Here is a 22,496-nt window from a genome sequence, read left to right as displayed (position 1 = left end):
TGTAAATTGAAAAAACAAATGTTCCTAATTCCTAGTCTTCTTTTTGCCCCATCATCATTAAATAAGCCTTTAAAAACGGATTAATGTTCCCATCCATAACAGCATCTACATTTCCTGTTTCATGAGCTGTACGAACATCTTTTACTAATTTATATGGATGCATTACATAGTTTCGAATTTGGCTTCCCCATTCATTTTTCATTTTATTAGCTTCTATTTCTTCACGAGCAGCTAGTCGTTTTTGTAATTCAATTTCGTATAACTGCGATTTTAACATTTGCATTGCTGTAGCTCTGTTATCGTGCTGAGAACGTGAGTTTGAACATTGAATTTGAATCCCGGTTGGCTTATGTAATAATTGAACCTTAGTTTCAACCTTATTTACATTTTGTCCTCCAGCACCACTAGAACGAGCTGTAGTAATTTCAATATCAGCAGGATTTACTTCAATTTCAATAGAATCATCAGCAACAGGATACACGTATACAGAAGCAAATGAGGTATGACGTTTTGCATTACTGTCAAAAGGAGAGATACGTACTAAACGATGTACACCATTTTCTCCTTTTAACCATCCAAAGGCATAATCACCATCAAACTCTAAAGTAATCGTTTTTATACCAGCAACATCACCTTCTTGATAGTTCAAGGTTTTTATTTTATATCCTTGTTTTTCTGCCCACATGGTATACATACGAGTAAGCATTTCTGCCCAATCACAACTTTCTGTTCCTCCAGCACCTGCGGTTATTTGTATGGTAGCACTTAAACTGTCACCTTCTTCAGACAGCATGTTTTTAAACTCAATATCTTCTAAAAAAGTAGCTGTTTTTTCAAATTGTTCTTCAACTTCGCCATCCTCAATATCACCTTCTTTATAAAAATCGTATAAGACTACTAAATCGTCGCTCATTGCTACAACAGTATTATAATCTTCTACCCATTTCTTTTTAAAACGAAGTGATTTCATAACAGTTTCAGCCTCTTTAGGATTGTTCCAAAAGTCAGGGTTTGCTGTTTTTTCTTCTTCATTAGAAATTTCAATTAACTTCTTGTCAATTTCTAAATATCCTTTTAACTTGCCAATTCGTTCAGCGATATTTTTAAGCTGTTCGTGTGTAATCATAAATGCAAAAATACATTTTATAAATCGTAGTTAGAAATGGAAATAAACTTAATAAGTGATACCGTAACAAAGCCAACTCAAGGAATGTTGGAGGCAATGATGAGTGCTAAAGTAGGTGATGATGTTTTTAAAGCAGATCCGACGGTAAATTTATTGCAAGAAAAAGTAGCAGCTATGTTTGGGATGGAAGATGCGTTGTTTTTTCCTTCGGGAACCATGGCAAATCAAACTGCGATAAAAATCCACACACAACCTGGTGATAGAATGTTTTGTGATAAATGGGCGCATGTATATAACTATGAGGGAGGTGGAGCTGCTTTTAATGCAGGAGTAACCTCTTGTTTAATTGAAGGTAATAGAGGTATGTTTACTGCAGAACAATTAGAGAGTTTAGTTGGAGGACGAAATGATATTCACACTCCATATAGTAGATTGGTTTGTGTTGAAAATACCACGAATAAAGGTGGAGGTGCTTGTTGGGATTTTGAGGAATTAGAAAAGATTCAAAAAGTAGCTAAAACAAATGATTTAGCTTATCATCTTGATGGAGCACGTTTATTTAATGCTTTAGTAGCTAAAAATGAAATTCCAAAACAGTATGGAGAATTATTTGATACGATTTCTATCTGTTTATCGAAAGGATTGGGGGCTCCTGTAGGTTCAGTATTAGTGGGGAGTAAAGCACATATAGAAAAAGCGTTACGTGTACGTAAGTTATTCGGTGGTGGAATGAGACAAGCTGGGTTTTTAGCAGCAGCAGGAATTTATGCTTTGGACAGTCAAGTAGAGCGTTTAGCAACAGATCATCAAAAAGCAAAAGAGATAGGAGAAGTTTTAGAAAAATGTTGGTATGTGACTAAAGTGGAACCTATTGAAACGAATATTGTTATTTTTTATGTAAATGATTCTATAAATCCAGATGATTTTATAAGAAAAATGGCTGATAAAAGGATTTTACTAATTTCTATGGGAGAAGGTAAAATTCGCATCGTAACACATTTAGACTTTACGAATGAAATGCTAAATATTTTATTAGAAGAATTAAATAACTATTCTTAAAAGAAAACCCTTACAATAGGAGAGAAAGCAGAAGCATATACACTTTTGCTTTCTTCATATAAAACATCGTATTGTACACCTAAAGAAACAACACCTATTCTATAAGAAGCTCCAATATTTAAAGCAGGATAGTTATACCTTTTTGAGGTGCCGTTAACGCTTGTATTAACATACATTTGTTGTAAATCGGCAGAAAACTCAATTTCTCTAATAGGTCTAAATAATGTAATTACTTTGGGTGTAATAATATTAGAACTTAAACCATCATTTTTATTGTATGCATAACCAATTCCTACACCTATAGAAAAAGATTCATTAAAGTCATAAACAGCAGCTGGAGATATAGCAAGAGTTGTATTATTTGAACCAAAACCAAAGCTAACATCCCCGCCAAAACGAACATTTTCCCAAAAATAATCTTCTTGAGTAAAAGCTATAGTAGAATAAATAAAAAAGCTAAAAAAAAATAATCTTCTCATAAGTAAATAGTTAACTCAGCTAATATAATGAATAGTCACCATAAAATGTTAAGAGAAGTTTATAAAAATATATAGTAGCTTTTTTAGTTTAACTCTTCAAGTTTAGCTAATTCTTTGTAGTTTTTGTTAAGTTTTCGTAACAAAATTCCGTATAGTAATTGGTAGAAACACCATAAAATTATAAGCATAATTATTAATGTTATTATAGTAACAACTATAGAAATAAAGATTTGTTTTGAATCAAATTCTGGATGGGTTTTTAGAGCTGCAATGGCAACAATAACCCCAAAAATAAATATATATAACAAGTTAAACAAAACGTAGTACTTTACAGTTTTTCTTGTTTTAATAATTTTATTCATTAAAGTTTTAGTAGAGTCGACAACAGATATACTTTTATAGTTTAAATAAAACATAATTAAAAAATAAAATAGTATAGGATAAAGAACAAATTGTGAATAAATCATAAAGTTATACAATCCTAGTTTTTTGTATTCTGTATAGGCCTCTTCCATATCAAAAACAAAATATAGAGAATTTAAAAAAATGAACTCTAGAAGTCCAATAATAAAAATCCATTTTACTATTGATGATGACTTGGAATGTGCCATTCTATAGATATCAACCTTAGAAATTTTGTTTGTTTCTTCAGGTTGATTACCCCAAGCTTTTTTATATTTATCTAAATCCATTTATAATTATGGGTTTAATACTTTTTTTAATTTATCTTTAGCTCTGTTCATTTTCACACGAGCATTTACTTCACTTATACCTAAAGTTTCAGAGATTTCTTTATAGGGTTTGTCTTCTAAGTATAAAAAAATAAGAGCCTTATCAATATCATTTAATTTACGAATTGCACCATACAAAGCTTTTAATTGTACTTCTTCAGTATCATCATATTCTTCTGCTTTAATTTTAAAAGAATAATCTGTAAAATCTTGTGTTTTTATACTTCTTGTAGACTTCCTATATAAAGAAATAGCAGTATTCAATGCTACTCGATACATCCAAGTGCTAAACTTTGCATCTCCTCTAAATTTACTATAGTTTTTCCATAACTGAATGGTGATTTCTTGAAACAAATCGTTATGTGCATTTTGGTTAGTAGTGTAAATCCTACATACCTTATGCACAATGTTTTGATTGGCTTCGAAATCAGTTAAAAATTTATTTTCTAATTCTTTTTTCACTAAGTTTAGTAGAGTTGATATGTTATAAGTAGCTCAAAAATACAAATTGTTACAATTCATCCTAAAAATAATACAATTCAGTTTGTTATTATTTTAGAAATAGCGTTTTCAGTGAATATTTGTATTATAATTAACCATAAAAATAAATACAATGAAATTTTTAATACACATTTTTATTATAGCAGTTTTATTTACAATTGAAACAGTTTCAGCTTAAAACAAAACAATTTCAGTCACAGTTGTAAATACTACTTCTGACAAAGGAAAAATAAAATTTGCTTTATATACAAAAGAGCCATTACAAGTGAAAGAATCGGTAATAATAAAGGGAAAAAGTACTGTGGTTTTTGAAAAAATACCAGATGGAGAGTATGCTATTATTTGTTTTCATAATAAAAATAGTAACAATAGAATGGATTTTGAACCTAATGGAATGCCTTTAGAAGATTATGGAGCATCAAATAATAATTTATTGCGTTTTGACCCTCCACAATATAAAGCTGCTAAATTCTTAGTTAAAGATAAAAATGTATCTTTCGATATAAAATTATAGCCAAGAATAAATAAAAGTAAATACATGAAAATACCATCAAAAAACAAACTTAAAAACTTTAAAAATGATATTTGGATTTGTACAAAACTCACTATTATTTTTGGAATAGTTTTTACCTTAATAAACAAGGCATTTACTTTAAAAGAGGCAGGTTTAGTGTTTTTGTTTTCTGCAATGTATTCTTTTGTTTTAGGGTTAGGTAATGGAGTTATTAATGATTATTTAAGTAAAAAATGGAACTGGGTTTTACAAACCAACCAAAGAGTTTGGGCAGGGATTATAGCAACAATTAGTTATACAGTAGTAGCTGTATTACTAATTCATTATATACAATACTTTGTTATTTTTAATAATAATATAGGTAATTTTTTTAAAGGGCAGTTTTTATGGATGCATTTATTTGCAATTATACTTTCATTGGCCATTGCTGTATTTTTTCACGCGAAAGACTTTATGGTTAACTGGAAAGCTTCTGTAAAACAAGAAACTACACAACATGAAATAGTAGCCAAAACAGAAACTGCAAAGTTTGAAACTTTAAAAAGTCAGATAGATCCACATTTTTTGTTTAATAGTTTAAATGTGTTAACCTCTTTAATTAGTGAAAACCCAAAGCAAGCTGAAAGGTTTACAACAAAACTATCTAAAGTATATAGGTATGTGTTAGAACAGCGAAATAAAGAGTTAGTGCCTATTCAAGAGGAGTTACAATTTGCTAAGACGTATATGGAATTATTGCAAATGCGTTTTGAAGAAGCTGTACAATTTAATATTCCGGAAGAAGTAAGTAATCCAGATTTAAAAATAGTACCATTATCACTTCAATTATTATTAGAAAATGCAGTGAAACACAACGTAGTTTCGTCAACCAAACCTTTAGAAATAAATATTTTTGAAGAAGAAGGATTTTTAAAAGTTCAAAATAACATTAATCCAAAAGAAGCTATAGGAAAAAGCACAAAAGTAGGAATAAGAAACATAGCAGATCGCTATGGTTTAATAACCGATAAAAACGTTCAAATAATTAATAACAACAAAACATTTACGGTGTGTTTACCACTGTTAAAATCAATAAACAATAATATTATGAACACAAAGAGTTTAGAAAATAGTAATTACGTAAAAGCAGTAGAAAGGGTAGAAAAATTAAAAGAATTTTATCAAAATTTAATATCGTACTGTTTAGTAATTCCTTTTTTAATATTTATAAACCTTAAAACATATTCGGGGTTTCAATGGTTTTGGTTTCCGATGATTGGTTGGGGAATAGGAGTTGTTTTTCATTACTTAGAAGTAAACAATTATAATTTGTTTTTAGGTAAAAACTGGGAAGAGCGTAAAATTAAAGAATTAATGGATGATGATAAAAACTACAAATAAAATGGAAAAAGATTATTCATTAGAACATAAATATATTAAAGCTAAAAAGAAAGTAGGACAAATAAAAGGATTATATATTCATCTTTTAGTAACTTTATTAATTATACCTGTTATAGTTTTTATCAATTTAAGATTTGTCCCAAATGCTCATTGGTTTTGGTATCCGATCATAGGAATGTCTGTAAGTTTATTTTTTCATTGGTTCAATGTTTTTGGTACTGAAAAAATAGGTTTTGGAAAAGATTGGGAAGAACGAAAGATTAAAGAATTTTTAGAAAAAAACCATCATGGAAAATAATTTTACAGAAGAAAAAAGATATTTGGAAGCCAAAAAGAAGGTGAAACAAGTAAAAGGATTTTATGCTCATGTTTTGGTGAATATAGTTTCAATAATCATTATTGTAGTAGTAAACTTAAAGTTTTCACCTTATTATCATTGGTTTTGGTTCCCTGTAATAGGTATCGTATTAGTTACATTTATTCATTGGATGTTAGTTTTTGGTGTAGATGTATTAGGTTTTGGAAAAGGTTGGGAGGAGAAGAAGATAAACGAATACCTAAATAAAAAAGACTAATATGAAAAGAGATTATACAGAAGAGCATAAATACTTACTAGCCAAAAAAAGAGTAGAAAAAATAAAAGGGTTTTATTGGCATTTAGCATCTTATATTGTTGTAAACATCTTTATTTCAGTAGTGGTTATTATAGGCTTGATGAATGAAGATAAATTAACTTTTAGAAAAGCAGTGAGTAACTTTGGAGTGTATGCCACTTGGCTTTTTTGGGGGATTGGAATATTTTTCCACTGGTTAGGAGTATTTGGAACCAATACATTTTTTAATAAGGAGTGGGAGCAACGTAAAATACAAGAGTACTTAGATGAATTAAAAAAGAAAGAAAATGGAAACTTTTAATAAAGAAGAACAATACATAAGAGCTCAGAAAAGAGTGGATGAAATTAAAAAGTTCTACAAGCATTTAGTGGTTTATATACTGATAAATTTAGTTTTTATTGGAAGAAGAATATATAAAGATATTGTTTATAGAGATGAATCAGTAATGGAAGCCTTTTTAGATCTCCATAATTATAATTTGTTTTTTTGGTGGGGAGTTATCGTATTTTTACACGGATTTAGTGTTTTTGCAAAGGAAAAGTTTTTTTCAAAGAAATGGGAAGAACGAAAAATTAAAGAATACATGAATAAATGATTAATTACTAAAACCAAACTATGAATGTTATAATTATTGAAGATGAAAAGCCAGCTGCAAGAAGGTTAAGTAGAATGTTAGCTGAGTTAGGTTTAGAAGTTCAGCGAATGTTACATTCGGTAGAAGAATCTATTAATTGGTTTCAAAATAATACACATCCAGATTTAATATTTTTAGATATTCAGCTTTCTGACGGGTTATCATTCGAAATTTTTGAAGAAGTAACAGTAAAATCGGCTATTATTTTTACGACTGCTTATGACGAATATGCATTAAAAGCATTCAAATTAAATTCAATTGATTATTTGTTAAAACCAATAGACGAAGATGAATTAAAAATAGCAGTAGATAAATTTAAAGAACATCAGCCTTTACAGAGTAATATACAAGTAAATATTAATGATATTCGTAAATTACTAATTAACCCTGTAGATAGAAAATATAAAAAACGATTTACTATAAAAGTAGGACAACATTTAAAAATAATTAATACTGAAGATATCGAATGTTTTTATTCAGAAAATAAAGCAACCTATATTCACACATCTTCTAACAGAAATTATTTAATAGATAACTCTTTAGAATATTGGCAAGAGGAGTTAGATCCAGAGCATTTTTTTAGAGTAAATAGAACTTTTATAGTGCATATAAAAGCCATAAAAGATATTGTGTCTTACACCAACTCACGCTTACAACTTAAATTACAATCTTACGATGATACTGAAATAATTGTAAGTAGAGAACGAGTAAAAGAGTTTAAGAATTGGATTGATTAGTTAGTCTTCTAAAGGTTTATAGAAAAAATGATTTTCAAAGTTTTTGGAAACAAAGTACTCAGAAGGTTTAAGGCTTGTGAAACTTTGAAATTCTCGTATAAAATGACTCTGATCATAATAACCATTATCTAAAGCTGTACATAAATAATGTTTATTTTTAGTTAATAGTACTTCTTTTGCTGTTTTTTGCAGCCTAGTAATTCGTTGAAATTTTTTTGGGGAAACTCCAAACTTTTGTTTAAAAACCCGTTCAAACTGACGATAACTTAAGTTACAATGAGAGGCTAATTTATGAAGAGGTATTGAATTAAAGTTTTTATACAAAGTTTTAATAACTAAATCCCAATCAATTATATCTGTTGATTGTTGCTTTTTTAATTGGTTGCATAGAAAGAAATCTATTGCTTTAATTCTTTCTTCTATACTAGGTAATGAAAAAAGGACTTCTGAAAGTTCTTCTCCTTCTTTTCCCCATATTTCTTCTACAGATAAATATTGGTTAACAATATGTGTATGCGGAATTGAAGTAAAGTGCCTAAAACCACCACTGTGAAAACGTACTGAAATGTAATTTATAGTATTTGAAGAATCAAAAATTAACTTTTCTCTTGGGCAAATAATATGAGCAGAATCTAACTTTTTGTTAGCTATAGATAATGGATTGCCTATATGAAAGAGCAATTCTAAGCCTGTGCCAGGTAGAATAAGAGGAAGACTTTTGGTTTGACAGCAAACAAAATACCTATCAATATAAGGAGATAGGTATCTTGATGGTTTATAGTGTTTTTTATTCATTTACATTAATATACGTTTATAATAGGGGGCTTAGTGATTAAAGGTGTAATATCTTTTATAAACTTATGAAAATGTGAAGAGTTGTTATGTACATCTACGGCACTACTATTAACATACTCTTCATAAAATAAATAATTATTATCATTAAACAAATCTTTGTGTAATCGATAAGTTATGCACCCTATTTCAGAGTTACTTATTTTTACCATTTCTTCAGCCAATTCTAAAAATTTGCTTTCTTTTCTTTTTTTGATGGCTATCTGAGCTACTATTACTTTTTGCATATAAAAAAAATAAAAATTATACTGCAAAAGTAGTACTAAGAGTTTTTTATAAATTGTAAAAAAACGACACTTTTACAAGGTAAAGAGTTAAAGCAAACTTAAAAACATTTAGGCATTAAATAAATTTTTAAACTCGTCAATTTTTAGTTTTGCTTCTGGGTGTATATCGTTTTCATCCTCAGTAAACCAAGCATGAGTACTGCCAATATAGTTCATGCCTAAATACTTAGCGCTTTCAATAAAGGGCATTTCAAAACCATTTCTAAGATCGTTAGCACCAGAATTACTAATCATAGCCATGTTCTTACCACGTAATTGTCTTCCTAAATCTTTTTTGTAATGTAATAAGTCTGACAGCCTATCAAAAAATGTTTTCAAAGTAGCACTCATTGAGTACCAATATACAGGAGTAGCAAAGACCAGTGTATCATACTTGTTAATAATTTCTTCCATTAGAGGAATAAAATCATCATCAGCATTACTAAAATCATATTCAAACACACCAATTTTTTTTGTTTTTAAGTCAACAAAATCAAAAGATTCATTGTTGTTGAGGTAGTTAATCACTTTATTAGTGTTTCCTGTACTTTTAGAACTAGCTTGTATAATAATTGTTTTATTCATCTGTTGTTTATTTGGAAGTAAAGCTCAAAAAAATAAATAAAAAAATATTTCAGCTTTAATTGTAATAATTGATAATAACCAAGAAAAAATCAATAGAAGAAGTCTATATTTTTGTACTTTTATGCTATAAAAAAAGCGGATGAACACAAATACTTATAAATTTTCTGAAAAAAGGGAGTTAAAAGAGTTTTCTACCCAAGAAGTTGTTGATAATGCTAAGAAAAAACTAAAAAAAGCAAGAAAAAAGATTAGCGATTTACAAGACACAATGTATGCAGAAGGTAAGTATAGTGTTTTACTATGTTTACAAGGAATGGATACAGCAGGTAAAGATAGTTTAATTCGCGAAGTTTTTAAAGATGTAAACGCACGTGGAGTAGTGGTACATAGTTTTAAAGTACCAACAGATTTAGAGCTAAAACATGATTTTTTATGGCGCCATTATGTAGCGTTACCAGCCAAAGGAAAAATAGGTGTTTTTAATAGAACTCATTACGAAAATGTTTTAGTTACAAGAGTACATCCAGAATATATATTTGCCGAAAATATTCCCACAGTAAATAGTCTTGATGATTTAAACGATGCTTTTTATCAAGGTAGAATGGAGCGTATTAATCAGTTTGAGAAACATATATCGGAAAACGGAACTATTATCTTAAAGTTCTTTTTAAATGTATCCAAAGAAGAGCAAAAAAATAGGTTATTACGAAGATTAAACATCCCAGAAAAAAACTGGAAGTTTTCTGCTGGAGATCTTGAAGAACGAAAGCTGTGGAATAAATACCAAAAATGTTACGAAGATATGTTACAGAAAACGTCAACAGATTATGCTCCTTGGTATGCCATTCCTGCTGATGATAAACCAACAGCACGTTATATTGTAGCGAAAATTTTAGAAGAAGAATTAGAAAAATATAATTTTAAAGAGCCTACATTACCACAGAAAGTGTTAGAACAAATAGATGAATTTAAAAAAGAATTAAATAACGAATAAGAGTTAGAAAGTGTAAAGTTGGAAAGTTTTGAAGAGACACCAGCTTATTAAATATTAGAAACTTTCAAACTATATGAAACAATATACATGAAACTAAACTTAACAAAACCAATCGTATTTTTTGATTTAGAAACCACAGGAATAAACATAGCTAAAGATAGAGTAGTTGAGATATCTATCTTAAAAGTGTTTCCTAATGGAAATAAAGAAAGTAAAACATGGTTGGTAAATCCAGAAATAGAAATACCAAAAGAATCTTCAGAAATTCATGGAATTACTAATGAAAAGGTAGTTACTGAGCCAACCTTTAAAGAGTTAGCACAACAAATAAATGAACTAATTGGAGATGCCGATTTAGCTGGGTTTAATTCAAACCGATTTGATATTCCTTTATTAGCAGAAGAGTTATTACGAGCAGGAATTGATTTTAACATGAATGATCGTAAAGCGGTAGACGTACAAACTATTTTTCATAAAAAAGAGCAACGAACATTAAGTGCAGGATATCAATTTTACTGTGGAAAAGAGTTAGTAGGAGCGCATGGTGCTGAAGCGGATACGAATGCAACCTATGAAATCTTATTAGCACAGGTTGAAAAATATGAAGATTTAGAAAACTCAGTAGAAGCATTGAGTGAATTTTCAACTCATGGAAAAAGAGCAGATTTTGCAGGGTTTATCTTATTTAATGATAAAGATCAAGAAATCTTTTCTTTTGGAAAGTATAAAGGAAGAACAGTTGAAGAGGTATTTAAAGAAAACCCAGGGTATAATGCTTGGATTCAAAATGCCGATTTTCCGTTGTACACAAAAAAGGTATTAAAAAAAATAAAAGAACGAATGTCGGCACCCAAAAATACGATGACCGATGAAGAAAAGTTACAAGCCTTACAACAGAAGTTTAATTTAAGGTAATCTTTAACATTTATTTTTAGTAATTATCTCAGTTGTTTTTTAATTTAGATAGTACGAAAACAAATACAATAAAAATGTTCACAGAATATAAAAAACTACCCCAAAATGCAAGAATTTGGGTGTATCAGTCAGATAGAGAGTTTACACAAGAAGAAATAGAATTTATCAGTGCAAAAGCACTACTTTTTATTGACAATTGGACACGTCATGGAGATGATTTAAAAGGATCATTTACTATTAAATATAATCAGTTTTTAGTATTAGCAGTAGATGAGAACTTCAACGATGTCTCAGGTTGTTCAATTGATGCTTCTGTGCGTTTTGTACAGGAATTAGAAAAAGAGCTAGAGCTAGATTTAATGAATAAAATGAATGTTTCTTTTAAAGATGGAGATAACATTAATATTGTTAAACTTCCAGAGTTCCAAAACTTTGCTAAAGAACAAAAAATAACTGCAGAAACAGTCGTTTTTAACAATATGGTGAACACTAAAGAAGATTTTGAAACAAAATGGGAAGTACCAGCAAATCAGAGTTGGCATGCACGATTTTTGGTATAACTATTGATTTTATAAAAAAAGAAAATATTAAAACTTTACAAAAAACTGTAAAGTTTATAAAGAAGTAAGATATATGAAGGGAAAAATAGTTACGTTATTAACGTTTGTTTTTGTACAAATAATTCAAGCCCAACAAGTAGATCCTTTGTTGGCTAAAGATTCTATAGCGCAAAATGTGTGGGTAGATAGTATTATGAAAAACATGTCTATTGATGAAAAAATAGGACAGTTGTTTATGATACAAGCATATTCAAATAAAGATATAAAGCACGAAAATTTTATTTCAAATATGGTAACGAAGTATCATGTAGGGAACATTATTTTTATGCAAGGAACACCCGATAAACAAGTAGTTTTAAATAATAAGTATCAAGAATTAGCAAAGGTACCTTTAATGGTTGGTTTTGATGGTGAATGGGGCTTGGATATGCGTTTAAAAAATACGTACCGTTTTCCATGGAACATGACTTTAGGTGCTATTCAAGATACAGTTCTACTAGAAGAAGTAGGTAAAAGAATAGGAGAACACTGTAAACGTGTAGGAATTCATATGAATTTTGCTCCAGTAGTAGATGTAAATACTAATCCAAAGAACCCTATCATAGGAAATCGCTCTTTCGGAGAAAGTAAAGAAAATGTTGCTGAAAAAGCGATAGCATTTACTAAAGGAATGCAAGGAGCAGGTGTATTAGCAAACGCAAAACACTTTCCAGGACACGGAGATACCGAAGCAGATTCCCATCACACATTACCAACAATTAATTTTGGTGAACAACGATTAGACTCGATAGAGTTATACCCATTTAAAAAAATATTTGAAGCAGGGGTAGGCAGTGTTATGACAGCACATTTAAGCATACCAGCTTTGGAAACCAATCCAAAATTACCATCATCATTATCAAAAAATGTAGTAACTAATTTGTTGCAAAATAAGTTAGGTTTTAAAGGGTTGGTTGTTACGGATGGTTTGAATATGAAAGGAGCAGCAAACTATTCAACACCTGCAGAAATAGATTTGGCAGCAATTTTAGCGGGGAATGATATATTATTAATTCCTCAAGATGTGCCAGGGTCAATAAGTTTGATAAAAAGAGCAATTGTAGAAGGAAAATTGCCGGAAGCACGTATAAATAATTCGGTAAAAAAGATTTTAAAAGCAAAATATTTAGTTGGGTTAAATAAGTACAAACCTATTGAAACAGAAAATGTTTCTAAAGATATAAATAGTCCTTATGATGAGGTTTTACACCGTAAATTGATAAAGAACTCTATCACGATTTTAAAAAATCAAGAAGCTATTTTACCAATTAAAAATCTTAAAGAAAAAAAAGTGGCTTATGTTTCTTTAGGAAATGATAATGGGTCAGACTTTTATGAAATGCTAACAAATTATACGAAAGTAGATAAGGTTTCTGATAAACATTTAAGTGTGCTAACAAAGAAGCTGGAAAAGTATAACCTTGTAGTTGTAGGATTTCATAAGTCGAATAAGAACCCATGGAAAAGTTACAAGTTTTCTAATAAAGACCTTGTATGGTTGCAAGAAATAGCTAGAAATAATAAAGTCATTTTAGATGTTTTTGCTAGTCCATATAGTTTACTTCAAGTAGCTTCGTTTGCTAACATTGAAGGACTAGTAATATCGTATCAAAATAGTAAGTTAGCTCAAGAGCTTTCTGCACAGGCTCTTTTTGGTGCTTTTGACTTAAAAGGGAAGTTACCAGTATCTATAAAAAATGAATTTAAAGTTGGTGATGGACTATTTGTAGACGGTTTAGATGTGTTGCAATATACAATCCCTGAAGAAGCAGGAGTTTCATCAGAAAAACTTTCAATTATTGATAAAAGAATTGATACGATTTTACAAGAGAAGATGGCTCCTGGAGGGCAAATCTTAGTAGCCAAAGATGGAAAAGTAATCTACAATAAAAGTTTTGGCTATCATACCTTAGTAAAAAAAAATCCTGTTAAGAATTCAGATATTTACGATTTAGCTTCTTTAACTAAAATTTTGGCCTCGTTACCTATGATAATGAAAGCTGAAGAAGAGAGAAAAATTAGCTTATTTTCAAATTTAGGAGATGTGTTACCAAGATATAGTAAGTCGAATAAAGATACTTTACTATTAAAAGAATTACTATCCCATTATGGGCGTTTACGAGCTTGGATTCCGTTTTATTTACATACGAAAGATAGTATAACAAGGAAAAACTCTACACAGTTTTATAGAAAAAAACGTACACCAAAGTTTAGTATAAAAGTTGCTAACAACTTATATCTAGCTAAGGAGTATAAAGATTCAATTTATAAACAAATAGTTGATTCAGAGCAACGAAAAAGAGTAGGTTATAAGTATAGTGATTTAGGGTACTATATTTTTAAAGAAATTATAGAGAGTAAATATAAAAGACCTTTAAATAAGCTAGTAGATGAACAATTTTATCAATCTATTGGGGCAAATAGGATGACTTATTTGCCTTTGAATAAATTTACAAAAGATGAAATTGTTCCTACAGAAAGAGATAATTATTACAGGCATCAGTTAGTTCATGGTTATGTTCATGATATGGGAGCAGCAATGCTTGGAGGAGTAGGTGGACATGCAGGTTTATTTGCAAACGCAAATGATGTAGCTAAAATTATGCAAATGTTTTTACAAGATGGTTCTTATGGAGGAAATAAGTATTTAGAGCCTGAAACAGTACATAAGTTTAATAAACGCTATTATGAAAATAAAAGAGTACGAAGAGGATTAGGTTTTGATAAACCACAATTAAACCCTAAAGTGAAGGCTACTTGTGGTTGTGTATCAGACGTAAGTTTTGGACATAGTGGCTTTACAGGAACTTATACTTGGGCAGACCCAGCAACAGGTGTTGTGTATGTCTTTTTATCAAACAGGATTTATCCAACAATGAGAAACTATGGTTTAGTAAAAAGTAACATACGTACCAAAATTCAGCAAGATATTCAAGATGCTATTTTGATGGTGGAGTAGGTGATAGTTTAGTATATAATAGAATAAGAAAAAGAGAAGTTAATAAATATACTAAAGCTAATTTCCAACCAAAAAATATACCTATTGCCCAGCTTTGTACACAATAAAAGAAAGGAAATAAAATAGCATTTACACCGAATCTAAAAGTATCAATAAACTCTATTTCATCCACTTTTTTACTTAAAAGCTTCCAAATTAAATACGGAACTAAACTATTTAAAATAATTAATAATAAGAAAGGAAGAGCGTAGTTAATACTACGTTTTTTTTGTGTAAGTATTTTTTTACTTCTTATATGAGCGTTTATTTGATTGACTTTGGTAAAATCAACTTGAGCATTATTTAAGTTAGATAAAGTAGTTTTGTAATCGTCATTTTGTTCTATATGAACACTCAAGTTTTCTAATTGATTTGAAACAAGTTCTTTTATATCCTTTACTGATTGATTTATATTTTGTTCATTATAATAATCGTTGGCAAGAATAGGCAAGCCGAAATGTATAGCAGTTTTTGAAGGATAGTTAGATAGATTTTGATATGTAATTCCTACAGGAACAATATTAATTTTAGTGTCAGGGAAACTATCTAAAGTTTTAAAAATAATTCTTGTAAATCCTTTACTCAAAGGTCTAATAGCTCTGTCTTTTTTATGAGTTCCTTCAGGAAAGATTAGTAAGGTTTTATTGTTTTTTAAAAGTAACTGACATTTGTTAAAAATTTCTTCATTTTTACTAAGTTGTTGTACACCGTCTCTAATACGGTAAATAGGCATCATTCCAAGTAAATTAAAAAACTTAGCTATAATAACATTGTTAAATACTGCTGCACGTACTAAAAAGTTTGTTCTTCTTTTTATATGAGTGGCTATAAGTAAAGGATCAATCAATCCGTTAGGGTGATTAGCAGTGAAAATTACAGCTTCTTTTTTGGGTATATGTTCAGATCCAACAACTATTATTTTTTTAGAATAAAAGAATAAGCCGGTTTTTACAAAAAGTTTAAAAAAGTAGTATATCAGTGTTTTCATTTATTATTTATTTCTTCCCCAATAAGTAGCTAACATCATACCTGAAAAAATATCCCAGACGCCCCAAAATGCTGCAAGAAGAGCCATTCCTCCTAAACCGTCAAAAAAGCTAAAAATAAGAAGTAATCCTAAGCCACCGTTTTGGATTCCTGTTTCCATAGAAATGGTTTTACAGTCTTTTTTATTTAATTTAAAAGATTTAGCTGTTATATAACCTATTGCAAACGCATAAATGTTATGAAATATTACGAGAAACAATACTAAATGTATGTAGTTTTTAAAAACATCGGCATTATCATACAGGGCTATTACAATTAATAAAAGAAAAAATAAAATAGAAAATGGACGTAAGAGTTTATTTATTTTTTTAGCCATTTCATGATGATAGTGATTTACGAACATTCCTAGTACTATTGGAATACCTAAAATGAGAAGTACCAGTTTAAAAAGTTCAAAAGGGTTTAAAGAAACACTTTTAAGAATTTCGTTTGTGGGTTCATATAAACTTCCCCATAATTGCAAATTTAAAGGAGTCATAATTAAACAAATTAGAGTTGAAAAAGCTGTTAAACTTACCGATAGCGCAGCATTACCTTTTGCCATTTTACTAAAAAAGTTAGAAACATTTCCTCCTGGACAAGCAGCAATCATCATCATGCCTAAAGCAAAACTAGGGTAAGGGTTAATGATGTTAATAAGAATAAAGGTTAAAAAAGGAAGCAAAATAAACTGAGATAAAAGTCCTATAAATAATATTTTAGGTTTGTTAATAAGCCTTTTAAAGTCATTTATTTTAATATCTAAAGCAATGCCAAACATAATTATAGCAAGGGCAACGTTAAGCATCCATAAAGCCTCAGTATCAAAATTAATTTTGATACTGTCAATTTGTAAAGTGTTAATGTTTAAAAGCATACTCTATTATATTAGCTCCCATTTGTAGCGCTTTTAGTCTAGTTTCTTTAGGGTTATTATGTACAGCCATATCTTCCCATCCATCACTTAAATCACTTTCATAATCATAAAAAACTAAGAGTCTTCCTTCGTAAAATAAACCAAAGCCCTGAGGTGGTTTTTTATCGTGTTCATGAATTTTTGGTAATCCTTTAGGAAAGGAAAAAGTTTGATGATAAATAGGGTGGTTGTTTGGTATTTCTTGAAGTTGTAGTTCAGGGAAAACTTTTTTTAGTTCTCTTCGTATGTATTTGTCAAGACCATAGTTGTCAGATATGTGTAAAAAACCTCCGGAAATAAGATAATTTTTTAGCGTTGAGAGCTCATTATTTGTGAATAAAATATTACCGTGCCCAGTGATAAAAACTATTGGATAATTAAGGATAGTTTCGTCGTCAAGGGTGATGCTTTGTATGTCTTTATCAATTAGTGTTTTTGTGTTTAGGTTAGTGAATTTTACAAGGTTTGGCAATGCAGTAGGATTAGCATACCAATCACCACCACCTTTATATTGTATAATTGCTATTTCTTGAGAAAAAGTATTGAGATTTAGTAGAAAGAAAAAAAACAGGGTGAGGTTCTTCATTAATTAACTTAAATTTAAAAGCAATATAGTAAAAACAATAATAAAAAACACCAACAAACTTGTTGGTGTTTTTTCCCCTAAAAAATAAATTAAGCTTTTATTCCGAAAATTCCCCAATTTTTTAGAAAAGCATTTTTATTTATGTGATAAATGTATTGTATGCTTTTATATACCCAGTTCAATTACATCCAAAAAGGTGTTTTAAAACCAACTTTTTGTAAAAAGCATAGTTAGTAAAAATTGTATATAGGTTGTGTTAGGTTTATGAAAAGTAAAAAACACCAATATTAATATTGGTGTTTTTATAGCTATAGCTTTTCCTTTTTCGTATTGAGAATAAGTACTCTCAATAATTTTTTAGAAATCTTAATTATCAATTGAAAACCCCTTCAACTATTTTCAATTATTAATTTTTTAATTTCAACAAGTAAATATACTTTGGAATAAGGAAATAGGGGTTCGAAAACATCCATTTTGGACGTTTTCGAACTGTCTTTTTATAAAATGAAAGTAAATTTTAATTTAAAACAGCTAATGATAAGCTTTTAAATTCAACTGGTGTGTGCCCAGTATGTTTTTTGAAAACGGTATAGAATGTAGATTTAGAATTAAAACCAGACTCTAAGCCTATAGAAGTTATTGTATAATTAGTATAATCTGGATCTAACAAAAGAGTTTTAGCTAAATCAATTCTCATTTCGTTTAAATAATCAGTAAAAGATTTTCTAGCAATACTATTTATAATAAGAGAAAGTGTACTAGAGCTTAGTTCTGTGTCTTTCGATAAGTCCTGTAGTGTATATTTATTTAATAAATATTTCTTTTTAGATCTAATGAATCTATCTATTTCTACAAATTGTTCTTTTTGCTTTTCAACTTGATTTTCAGAGAAGTTTTTCTCGGTATTTAAGTTAATTGTAGCTACACTAAAGTCACCATTTAAATCAATTAGAAGAGATTCTCTAATTCTTTCACGTTCTTTTAATACACGAATTTGTTTTAACCCTTGGTAACCTAACCAATAAATTAAGATAGTGGTATAAACTCTTAAAGGGTAGTAAGAAAATAAAAAACCAGTAAAGTTCATTCTTACTTTAATGATTAAAGCTAAAATCCAAAGAGCGTATCCAACTGAAGTTAGTATGAAGAACGTATAAATCCATCTAAGATTATCAAATGATAGAATTTTAGGAAACAGTTTTTCTTTTTTATATAAAATGTAAAAAGAGTAAATAAAAATACTTAATGAAGTTGCTAAACTGAAGATTTCTTCTATAGAAGTATATCGTTCGTAAATAAAATTTAAATATTCTCTAGAAGCTGAATCACTATAATAAAGAACAAAACTAATTTGACTTGTAACTAGAATTAAGAAAAGTGGAATAATTATTTTTAATATTTTATAGGATCTCTTAGCAATATTTAAATAATGAATTAAAAACATATATAAAAAGGGCATCGCTAAAAAGTGCCAAGGCACTTGTACATAGTCTAGAGCAAACTTATGTTGAAATAATTCTCTTTCTAAAGCCCAAGATTGTATGTTGTTTAATGAGATAGCTAATATTAAAAGGTTTAAATATATCATACTTTTTTCTCGTCCATTTTTTGAACAGAAAAGTATAATACTAAAAGCGAAACCATGAATGGCACTAATTAACAAAAAGAGATTAAAAAAATCTGCTGTAGTCAAAATAAAAAACCTTTAAGAGTAGCTAAATATACAAAAAATGAATTACTGATGTAAATAGGCAATACTCTGTACTACATGTAAGCCAGCTGTTTCAGTTCTGAGCCTGTTTGCACCTAAAGAAATAGGAATGAATTTTTTGTTTAAAGACTGTTGAATTTCATCGAGTGAAAAATCTCCTTCGGGACCAATGAGAATTGTGTATCTAGATTTTGGAGAGGCAATGTTTTTTAAAAACTTTTTTTCTGTGTGTTCTTCACAATGGGCAATGTAAACCTCTTCTGAAAAATCATTATTTATAAAGTCAGAAAAACGTATAGGGTCGTTTAGTTTAGGTAATGTAAATTGTAATGATTGCTTCATAGCAGATTGTACAATCCTCTGTAAACGATCAATTTTAACAACTTTTCTTTCGGAATTTTCACAAATAATAGGTGTTACTTCATCAACACCTATTTCTGTAGCTTTTTCTAAAAACCATTCTAAACGATCATTGTTTTTGGTAGGGGCTATAGCTACATGTAAATAATAATCTCTTGTACGATGTTTTTCTTCATATCTAATAATTTTGGCAATACATTTTTTATCGTTTCCTATAATTATTTCAGCAAAAAAAAGGGTTCCATTTCCGTTGGTAATATGTAAAATATCTCCTTCTTTTTTTCGTAAAACACGAATTATATGACGACTCTCATCTTTATTGAAAGTAATTTCTTTTGAAGTAGTTAGTAAATCTGAATTATAAAAAAGTTGCATTATAAACCGAGTTTGTATGTTCTTCTTCTTTTGTGAATTTTAGGATCAAAATCTTTCCAAATCTGATGAATTGCTTGGTTTTCTTCAAGTTCTGGTGTTCTAATACAATTTTGAATTCCTCTAGCTGAAAATATAGTGTGAAATTGTTCAAAAATAATAGCTGTTACTCCTTTGTTTTGGTATTCAGGATCAATGCCAATTAAATAAAAAGTAACATCTTTTGAGTTCTTTCTAGCATTTAATAAGTGAAAAATTCCAAAAGGGAAAAGTTTTCCTTTTGCTTTTTGTAAAGCTTCAGAAAAAGAAGGCATTACAATAGCAAAGGCTACTAGTTTGTGGTTTTCATCAACAACAAACTTTATATATTCAGGATTTATAAAGTTTATATATTTCTTTTTAAAATAAGCTATTTGAGCATTTGAAATAGGTACATAGGTTGATAGTTTTGAGTAAGCCTTACTAAACAAGTCAAACATTTCATCAACATAAGGCATAATCTTATCTGTAGACGTAAAGTTCAAAGGAGTTAAATTATATCTTCTTTGAATAATATTGCTTGCTTTTCCATATTTTTTAATATCAACATTACTAAAAGAGAATATGCTTTCAATGTATTCTTTCTCTTTTTGAAAGCCTAATTGCTCTAAGTGTTTAGCATAGTATGGATGATTGTACCAAGTAATCATAGTACCAACGTAATCAAACCCCTCAATAAGGACTCCAGTTTTATCCAAATTATTAAAACCAACGGGTCCCTCTACGTACTCTAAGTTATTTTTACGCCCTATTTCTGCAACTTTATTTAATAAAGCCTTAGAAACCTCTATATCGTCAATAACATCAAACCAACCAAAGCGTATTTTTTTTATGTGTTGTTTCTCTATTTCGTAAGAATTGATAATAGCTACAACTCTACCAACTATTTCATTGTCTTTTAAGGCTAAGAAAAAGCGAGCATTGGCATACTCAAAAACTGGATTTTTATTTTTGTCAAAACTTTCAATTTCATCCTTAATAATAGGAGGAATCCAGTACTTGTTATTTTTATAAAGAGAAAAAGGAAACTTAACAAATTGTTTCATTTCCTTTTTGGTAGTTATTTCTTTAATTTGAATCATTTTGCAAATTTAAGCCTTTTAGTTATCCTCTTTTTCTTTTTCCTTTTCTTTCTCTTGTTGCTCTTCTTTCTTGATTTCTTCTTCTAACTTTTTTATCTCTTTTTCAAGTTTTAAGCGTTCTTTTTCTTTACGCTTGGCTTCTTTTTCTTCCTCTTTTTTAATCTTCTTTTCAAGCTTTAAGCGTTCTTTTTCTTTACGTTTAGCTTCTTTTTCGGCGTTCTTTTTAGCTTTTTTGGCAGCCTTTCTTTCTTCTTTGGCTGTTTTCTTCTTTTGTTTTTTATCTTCTTTAATAATCATGTCAACCAAAGATCCTTGACGTTCTCTCTTAGGTTTTTCATTCAAAAGTTTGCTATTGCTAGGTTCAGTATCTAAATCATCTTTTCTCTTTTCCTTTTTAGAAAATAAATTACCTACTTTACTAAACATTCGACCAAAGAAGTTTCTATTCTCGTCGTATTTTACAGGTTTTTCTTCTTCAATCTTGTTTCCAAATTCATCTATTTCAACAAAATCGTCTTTATGTCTATTAAGTCTGTATGATACTCCTAAAGAACTATACACACCAATTTCATCTTGTTGTAAGTTAGCACGTAAAGAAGCATTAAATTGTAGGTTTTCACTAAAGAGGTAAGCGGCACCAGCACCTATATTAGTTTTCTTCTCATATTCTTCAAAAATGCCTTGTATTTCAGCAAAACCAGACCAATAATCATTAAAGTTATAAGTACCCGTTACTATATAAGAAAATTGAGAAAAATCAGTTCCAATATAATCGTAATGAAGGTTGGTGATAACATTTAATTTGTCTGAAAATTCATTTTGAAGTAAAATACCGACTTTAGGGCTAAAACCACCTCTTTCGTGATAATCAGTTAAAAAACTTCCAACATTCATACCTGCTGAAATACCAATGTGTGGTATCCATCGCTTCCAGTCAAAAGAGTGTCTAGCTTTCCAGCTTCTTATTTCTTTACTTTTATCATCATATTTAGGAGCATAAATCATGTATTTTGCACCTAAACTGAATTGACTCAATCCTGTTTTATTATATGATGATTCAAAAATATTTTTAAAAGCTATTTTATCTCTTTGTAAAGAAGTGTTTACATTAAACTCTAGTTTTTCAGAAAAAAAACTAGTTCTAAAAAACAGGTTTAAACCTAAAGCTTCTGGATTGCTAAAAGTTGGCGTAGCATTCATTTTTCTATAAAACAGGCTTGTTTCAAACTGATAAACACCCGAACCAACACTGTATGGACTCTCAGAAAAACCTGGTCTATTTGAATTTATAACAGGTGTATACTGCGCGTTAGCAGTTAAAATAGAACAAAAAACAAAAAGGATAAGAAGTTTCTTAATCATATATAATAAATCCAAATTTTTGGGTTGTACAAACATACGTAAAAATACAATTACCTA

Annotated in this window: 26 protein-coding genes; 12 read left to right on the top strand and 14 right to left on the bottom strand. The window is 29.2% G+C overall.

The window, feature by feature from the left end:
- Positions 1 to 31: 31 nt before the first annotated feature.
- Positions 32 to 1,126, bottom strand: a complete 1,095-nt coding sequence (gene prfB, locus C7448_RS09510; RefSeq protein ID WP_115901141.1) for a peptide chain release factor 2 — start codon at positions 1,124 to 1,126, stop codon at positions 32 to 34.
- Between the two features lie 36 nt (positions 1,127 to 1,162).
- Here prfB and C7448_RS09505 point away from each other — a divergent pair, with 36 nt between their 5' ends.
- Positions 1,163 to 2,185, top strand: coding sequence for a threonine aldolase family protein (locus tag C7448_RS09505; protein WP_115901140.1), 1,023 nt, complete (start codon positions 1,163 to 1,165; stop codon positions 2,183 to 2,185).
- On the opposite strand, the gene C7448_RS09500 is transcribed toward C7448_RS09505, so the two are convergent.
- From C7448_RS09500 to C7448_RS09490, 3 genes are all read right to left on the bottom strand, one after another.
- Positions 2,182 to 2,664, bottom strand: coding sequence for a hypothetical protein (locus tag C7448_RS09500; RefSeq protein WP_115901139.1), 483 nt, complete (start codon positions 2,662 to 2,664; stop codon positions 2,182 to 2,184). The two genes, C7448_RS09505 and C7448_RS09500, sit on opposite strands and share 4 nt — an antisense overlap.
- 83 nt (positions 2,665 to 2,747) lie before the next feature.
- Complete coding sequence (locus C7448_RS09495; RefSeq protein WP_115901138.1) at positions 2,748 to 3,356, bottom strand: hypothetical protein; 609 nt, start codon at positions 3,354 to 3,356, stop codon at positions 2,748 to 2,750.
- Positions 3,357 to 3,362: 6 nt separating this feature from the next.
- On the bottom strand, positions 3,363 to 3,857 hold the full coding sequence (locus C7448_RS09490) for an RNA polymerase sigma factor (RefSeq protein WP_115901137.1): 495 nt from the start codon (positions 3,855 to 3,857) through the stop codon (positions 3,363 to 3,365).
- A 226-nt stretch (positions 3,858 to 4,083) separates the two neighbouring features.
- Here C7448_RS09490 and C7448_RS09485 point away from each other — a divergent pair, with 226 nt between their 5' ends.
- The 7 genes from C7448_RS09485 to C7448_RS09455 are packed head-to-tail and all read left to right on the top strand — an operon-like array spanning position 4,084 to position 7,776.
- On the top strand, positions 4,084 to 4,410 hold the full coding sequence (locus C7448_RS09485) for a DUF2141 domain-containing protein (RefSeq protein ID WP_262510985.1): 327 nt from the start codon (positions 4,084 to 4,086) through the stop codon (positions 4,408 to 4,410).
- A 24-nt stretch (positions 4,411 to 4,434) separates the two neighbouring features.
- A complete protein-coding gene (locus C7448_RS09480; protein WP_115901136.1) occupies positions 4,435 to 5,790 on the top strand; it encodes a 2TM domain-containing protein in 1,356 nt (451 codons plus the stop codon).
- Position 5,791: 1 nt separating this feature from the next.
- On the top strand, positions 5,792 to 6,088 hold the full coding sequence (locus C7448_RS09475; RefSeq protein ID WP_115901269.1) for a 2TM domain-containing protein: 297 nt from the start codon (positions 5,792 to 5,794) through the stop codon (positions 6,086 to 6,088).
- Positions 6,078 to 6,365 carry a 2TM domain-containing protein gene (locus tag C7448_RS09470; protein WP_115901135.1) on the top strand — a complete coding sequence of 96 codons (288 nt, stop codon included), beginning with the start codon at positions 6,078 to 6,080 and terminating at the stop codon, positions 6,363 to 6,365. Before C7448_RS09475 ends, C7448_RS09470 begins: the two co-directional genes overlap by 11 nt.
- 1 nt (position 6,366) lies before the next feature.
- Complete coding sequence (locus C7448_RS09465) at positions 6,367 to 6,705, top strand: 2TM domain-containing protein (protein ID WP_115901134.1); 339 nt, start codon at positions 6,367 to 6,369, stop codon at positions 6,703 to 6,705.
- Entirely contained in the window at positions 6,692 to 7,000 is a 309-nt protein-coding gene (locus C7448_RS09460) for a 2TM domain-containing protein (protein ID WP_115901133.1), read from the top strand. The genes C7448_RS09465 and C7448_RS09460 overlap by 14 nt, the downstream gene beginning before the upstream one ends.
- A gap of 20 nt (positions 7,001 to 7,020) precedes the next feature.
- The gene (locus tag C7448_RS09455; RefSeq protein ID WP_115901132.1) at positions 7,021 to 7,776 is read left to right on the top strand and encodes a LytR/AlgR family response regulator transcription factor; all 756 of its coding nucleotides are present in this window, start codon (positions 7,021 to 7,023) and stop codon (positions 7,774 to 7,776) included.
- Here C7448_RS09455 and C7448_RS09450 read toward each other — a convergent pair whose 3' ends face one another.
- The 3 genes from C7448_RS09450 to C7448_RS09440 form a co-directional block, all read right to left on the bottom strand.
- Positions 7,777 to 8,571, bottom strand: a complete 795-nt coding sequence (locus C7448_RS09450; protein WP_115901131.1) for a helix-turn-helix domain-containing protein — start codon at positions 8,569 to 8,571, stop codon at positions 7,777 to 7,779.
- A 5-nt stretch (positions 8,572 to 8,576) separates the two neighbouring features.
- Positions 8,577 to 8,855, bottom strand: a complete 279-nt coding sequence (locus tag C7448_RS09445) for a putative quinol monooxygenase (protein ID WP_115901130.1) — start codon at positions 8,853 to 8,855, stop codon at positions 8,577 to 8,579.
- Between the two features lie 108 nt (positions 8,856 to 8,963).
- Positions 8,964 to 9,479 carry a flavodoxin family protein gene (locus tag C7448_RS09440; protein ID WP_115901129.1) on the bottom strand — a complete coding sequence of 172 codons (516 nt, stop codon included), beginning with the start codon at positions 9,477 to 9,479 and terminating at the stop codon, positions 8,964 to 8,966.
- A 139-nt stretch (positions 9,480 to 9,618) separates the two neighbouring features.
- Between C7448_RS09440 and C7448_RS09435 the strand changes: the two genes are divergently transcribed.
- The 4 genes from C7448_RS09435 (at position 9,619) to C7448_RS09420 (ending at position 14,946) form a co-directional block, all read left to right on the top strand.
- The gene (locus C7448_RS09435) at positions 9,619 to 10,473 is read left to right on the top strand and encodes a PPK2 family polyphosphate kinase (protein ID WP_115901128.1); all 855 of its coding nucleotides are present in this window, start codon (positions 9,619 to 9,621) and stop codon (positions 10,471 to 10,473) included.
- 87 nt (positions 10,474 to 10,560) lie between these two features.
- The gene (locus tag C7448_RS09430; protein WP_115901127.1) at positions 10,561 to 11,388 is read left to right on the top strand and encodes a 3'-5' exonuclease; all 828 of its coding nucleotides are present in this window, start codon (positions 10,561 to 10,563) and stop codon (positions 11,386 to 11,388) included.
- A 74-nt stretch (positions 11,389 to 11,462) separates the two neighbouring features.
- On the top strand, positions 11,463 to 11,948 hold the full coding sequence (locus tag C7448_RS09425) for an ABC transporter ATPase (protein ID WP_115901268.1): 486 nt from the start codon (positions 11,463 to 11,465) through the stop codon (positions 11,946 to 11,948).
- A 73-nt stretch (positions 11,949 to 12,021) separates the two neighbouring features.
- The gene (locus C7448_RS09420) at positions 12,022 to 14,946 is read left to right on the top strand and encodes a glycoside hydrolase family 3 N-terminal domain-containing protein (protein ID WP_115901126.1); all 2,925 of its coding nucleotides are present in this window, start codon (positions 12,022 to 12,024) and stop codon (positions 14,944 to 14,946) included.
- Here C7448_RS09420 and C7448_RS09415 read toward each other — a convergent pair.
- The 7 genes from C7448_RS09415 to C7448_RS09385 all read right to left on the bottom strand — a co-directional run bounded on the left by C7448_RS09415 (position 14,927) and on the right by C7448_RS09385 (position 22,439).
- A complete protein-coding gene (locus C7448_RS09415) occupies positions 14,927 to 15,973 on the bottom strand; it encodes a 1-acyl-sn-glycerol-3-phosphate acyltransferase (protein ID WP_115901125.1) in 1,047 nt (348 codons plus the stop codon). The genes C7448_RS09420 and C7448_RS09415 overlap by 20 nt on opposite strands.
- 3 nt (positions 15,974 to 15,976) lie before the next feature.
- On the bottom strand, positions 15,977 to 16,888 hold the full coding sequence (locus tag C7448_RS09410; protein ID WP_115901124.1) for a bile acid:sodium symporter family protein: 912 nt from the start codon (positions 16,886 to 16,888) through the stop codon (positions 15,977 to 15,979).
- Complete coding sequence (locus C7448_RS09405) at positions 16,872 to 17,513, bottom strand: DUF4159 domain-containing protein (protein ID WP_115901123.1); 642 nt, start codon at positions 17,511 to 17,513, stop codon at positions 16,872 to 16,874. The genes C7448_RS09410 and C7448_RS09405 overlap by 17 nt, the downstream gene beginning before the upstream one ends.
- 517 nt (positions 17,514 to 18,030) lie before the next feature.
- Positions 18,031 to 19,101, bottom strand: coding sequence for a helix-turn-helix domain-containing protein (locus tag C7448_RS09400; protein ID WP_147300520.1), 1,071 nt, complete (start codon positions 19,099 to 19,101; stop codon positions 18,031 to 18,033).
- A gap of 147 nt (positions 19,102 to 19,248) precedes the next feature.
- Entirely contained in the window at positions 19,249 to 19,959 is a 711-nt protein-coding gene (locus tag C7448_RS09395; protein ID WP_115901121.1) for a 16S rRNA (uracil(1498)-N(3))-methyltransferase, read from the bottom strand.
- The gene (locus C7448_RS09390) at positions 19,959 to 21,077 is read right to left on the bottom strand and encodes a GTP cyclohydrolase (protein ID WP_115901120.1); all 1,119 of its coding nucleotides are present in this window, start codon (positions 21,075 to 21,077) and stop codon (positions 19,959 to 19,961) included. The genes C7448_RS09395 and C7448_RS09390 overlap by 1 nt, the downstream gene beginning before the upstream one ends.
- Before the next feature lie 18 nt (positions 21,078 to 21,095).
- Entirely contained in the window at positions 21,096 to 22,439 is a 1,344-nt protein-coding gene (locus C7448_RS09385; protein ID WP_170137030.1) for a transporter, read from the bottom strand.
- Positions 22,440 to 22,496 lie beyond the last annotated feature (57 nt).

The organism is Tenacibaculum gallaicum (assembly GCF_003387615.1).
GTDB classification, from domain to species: Bacteria; Bacteroidota; Bacteroidia; order Flavobacteriales; family Flavobacteriaceae; genus Polaribacter; species Polaribacter gallaicus.
This window is presented reverse-complemented; position numbering and strand designations above follow the sequence as displayed.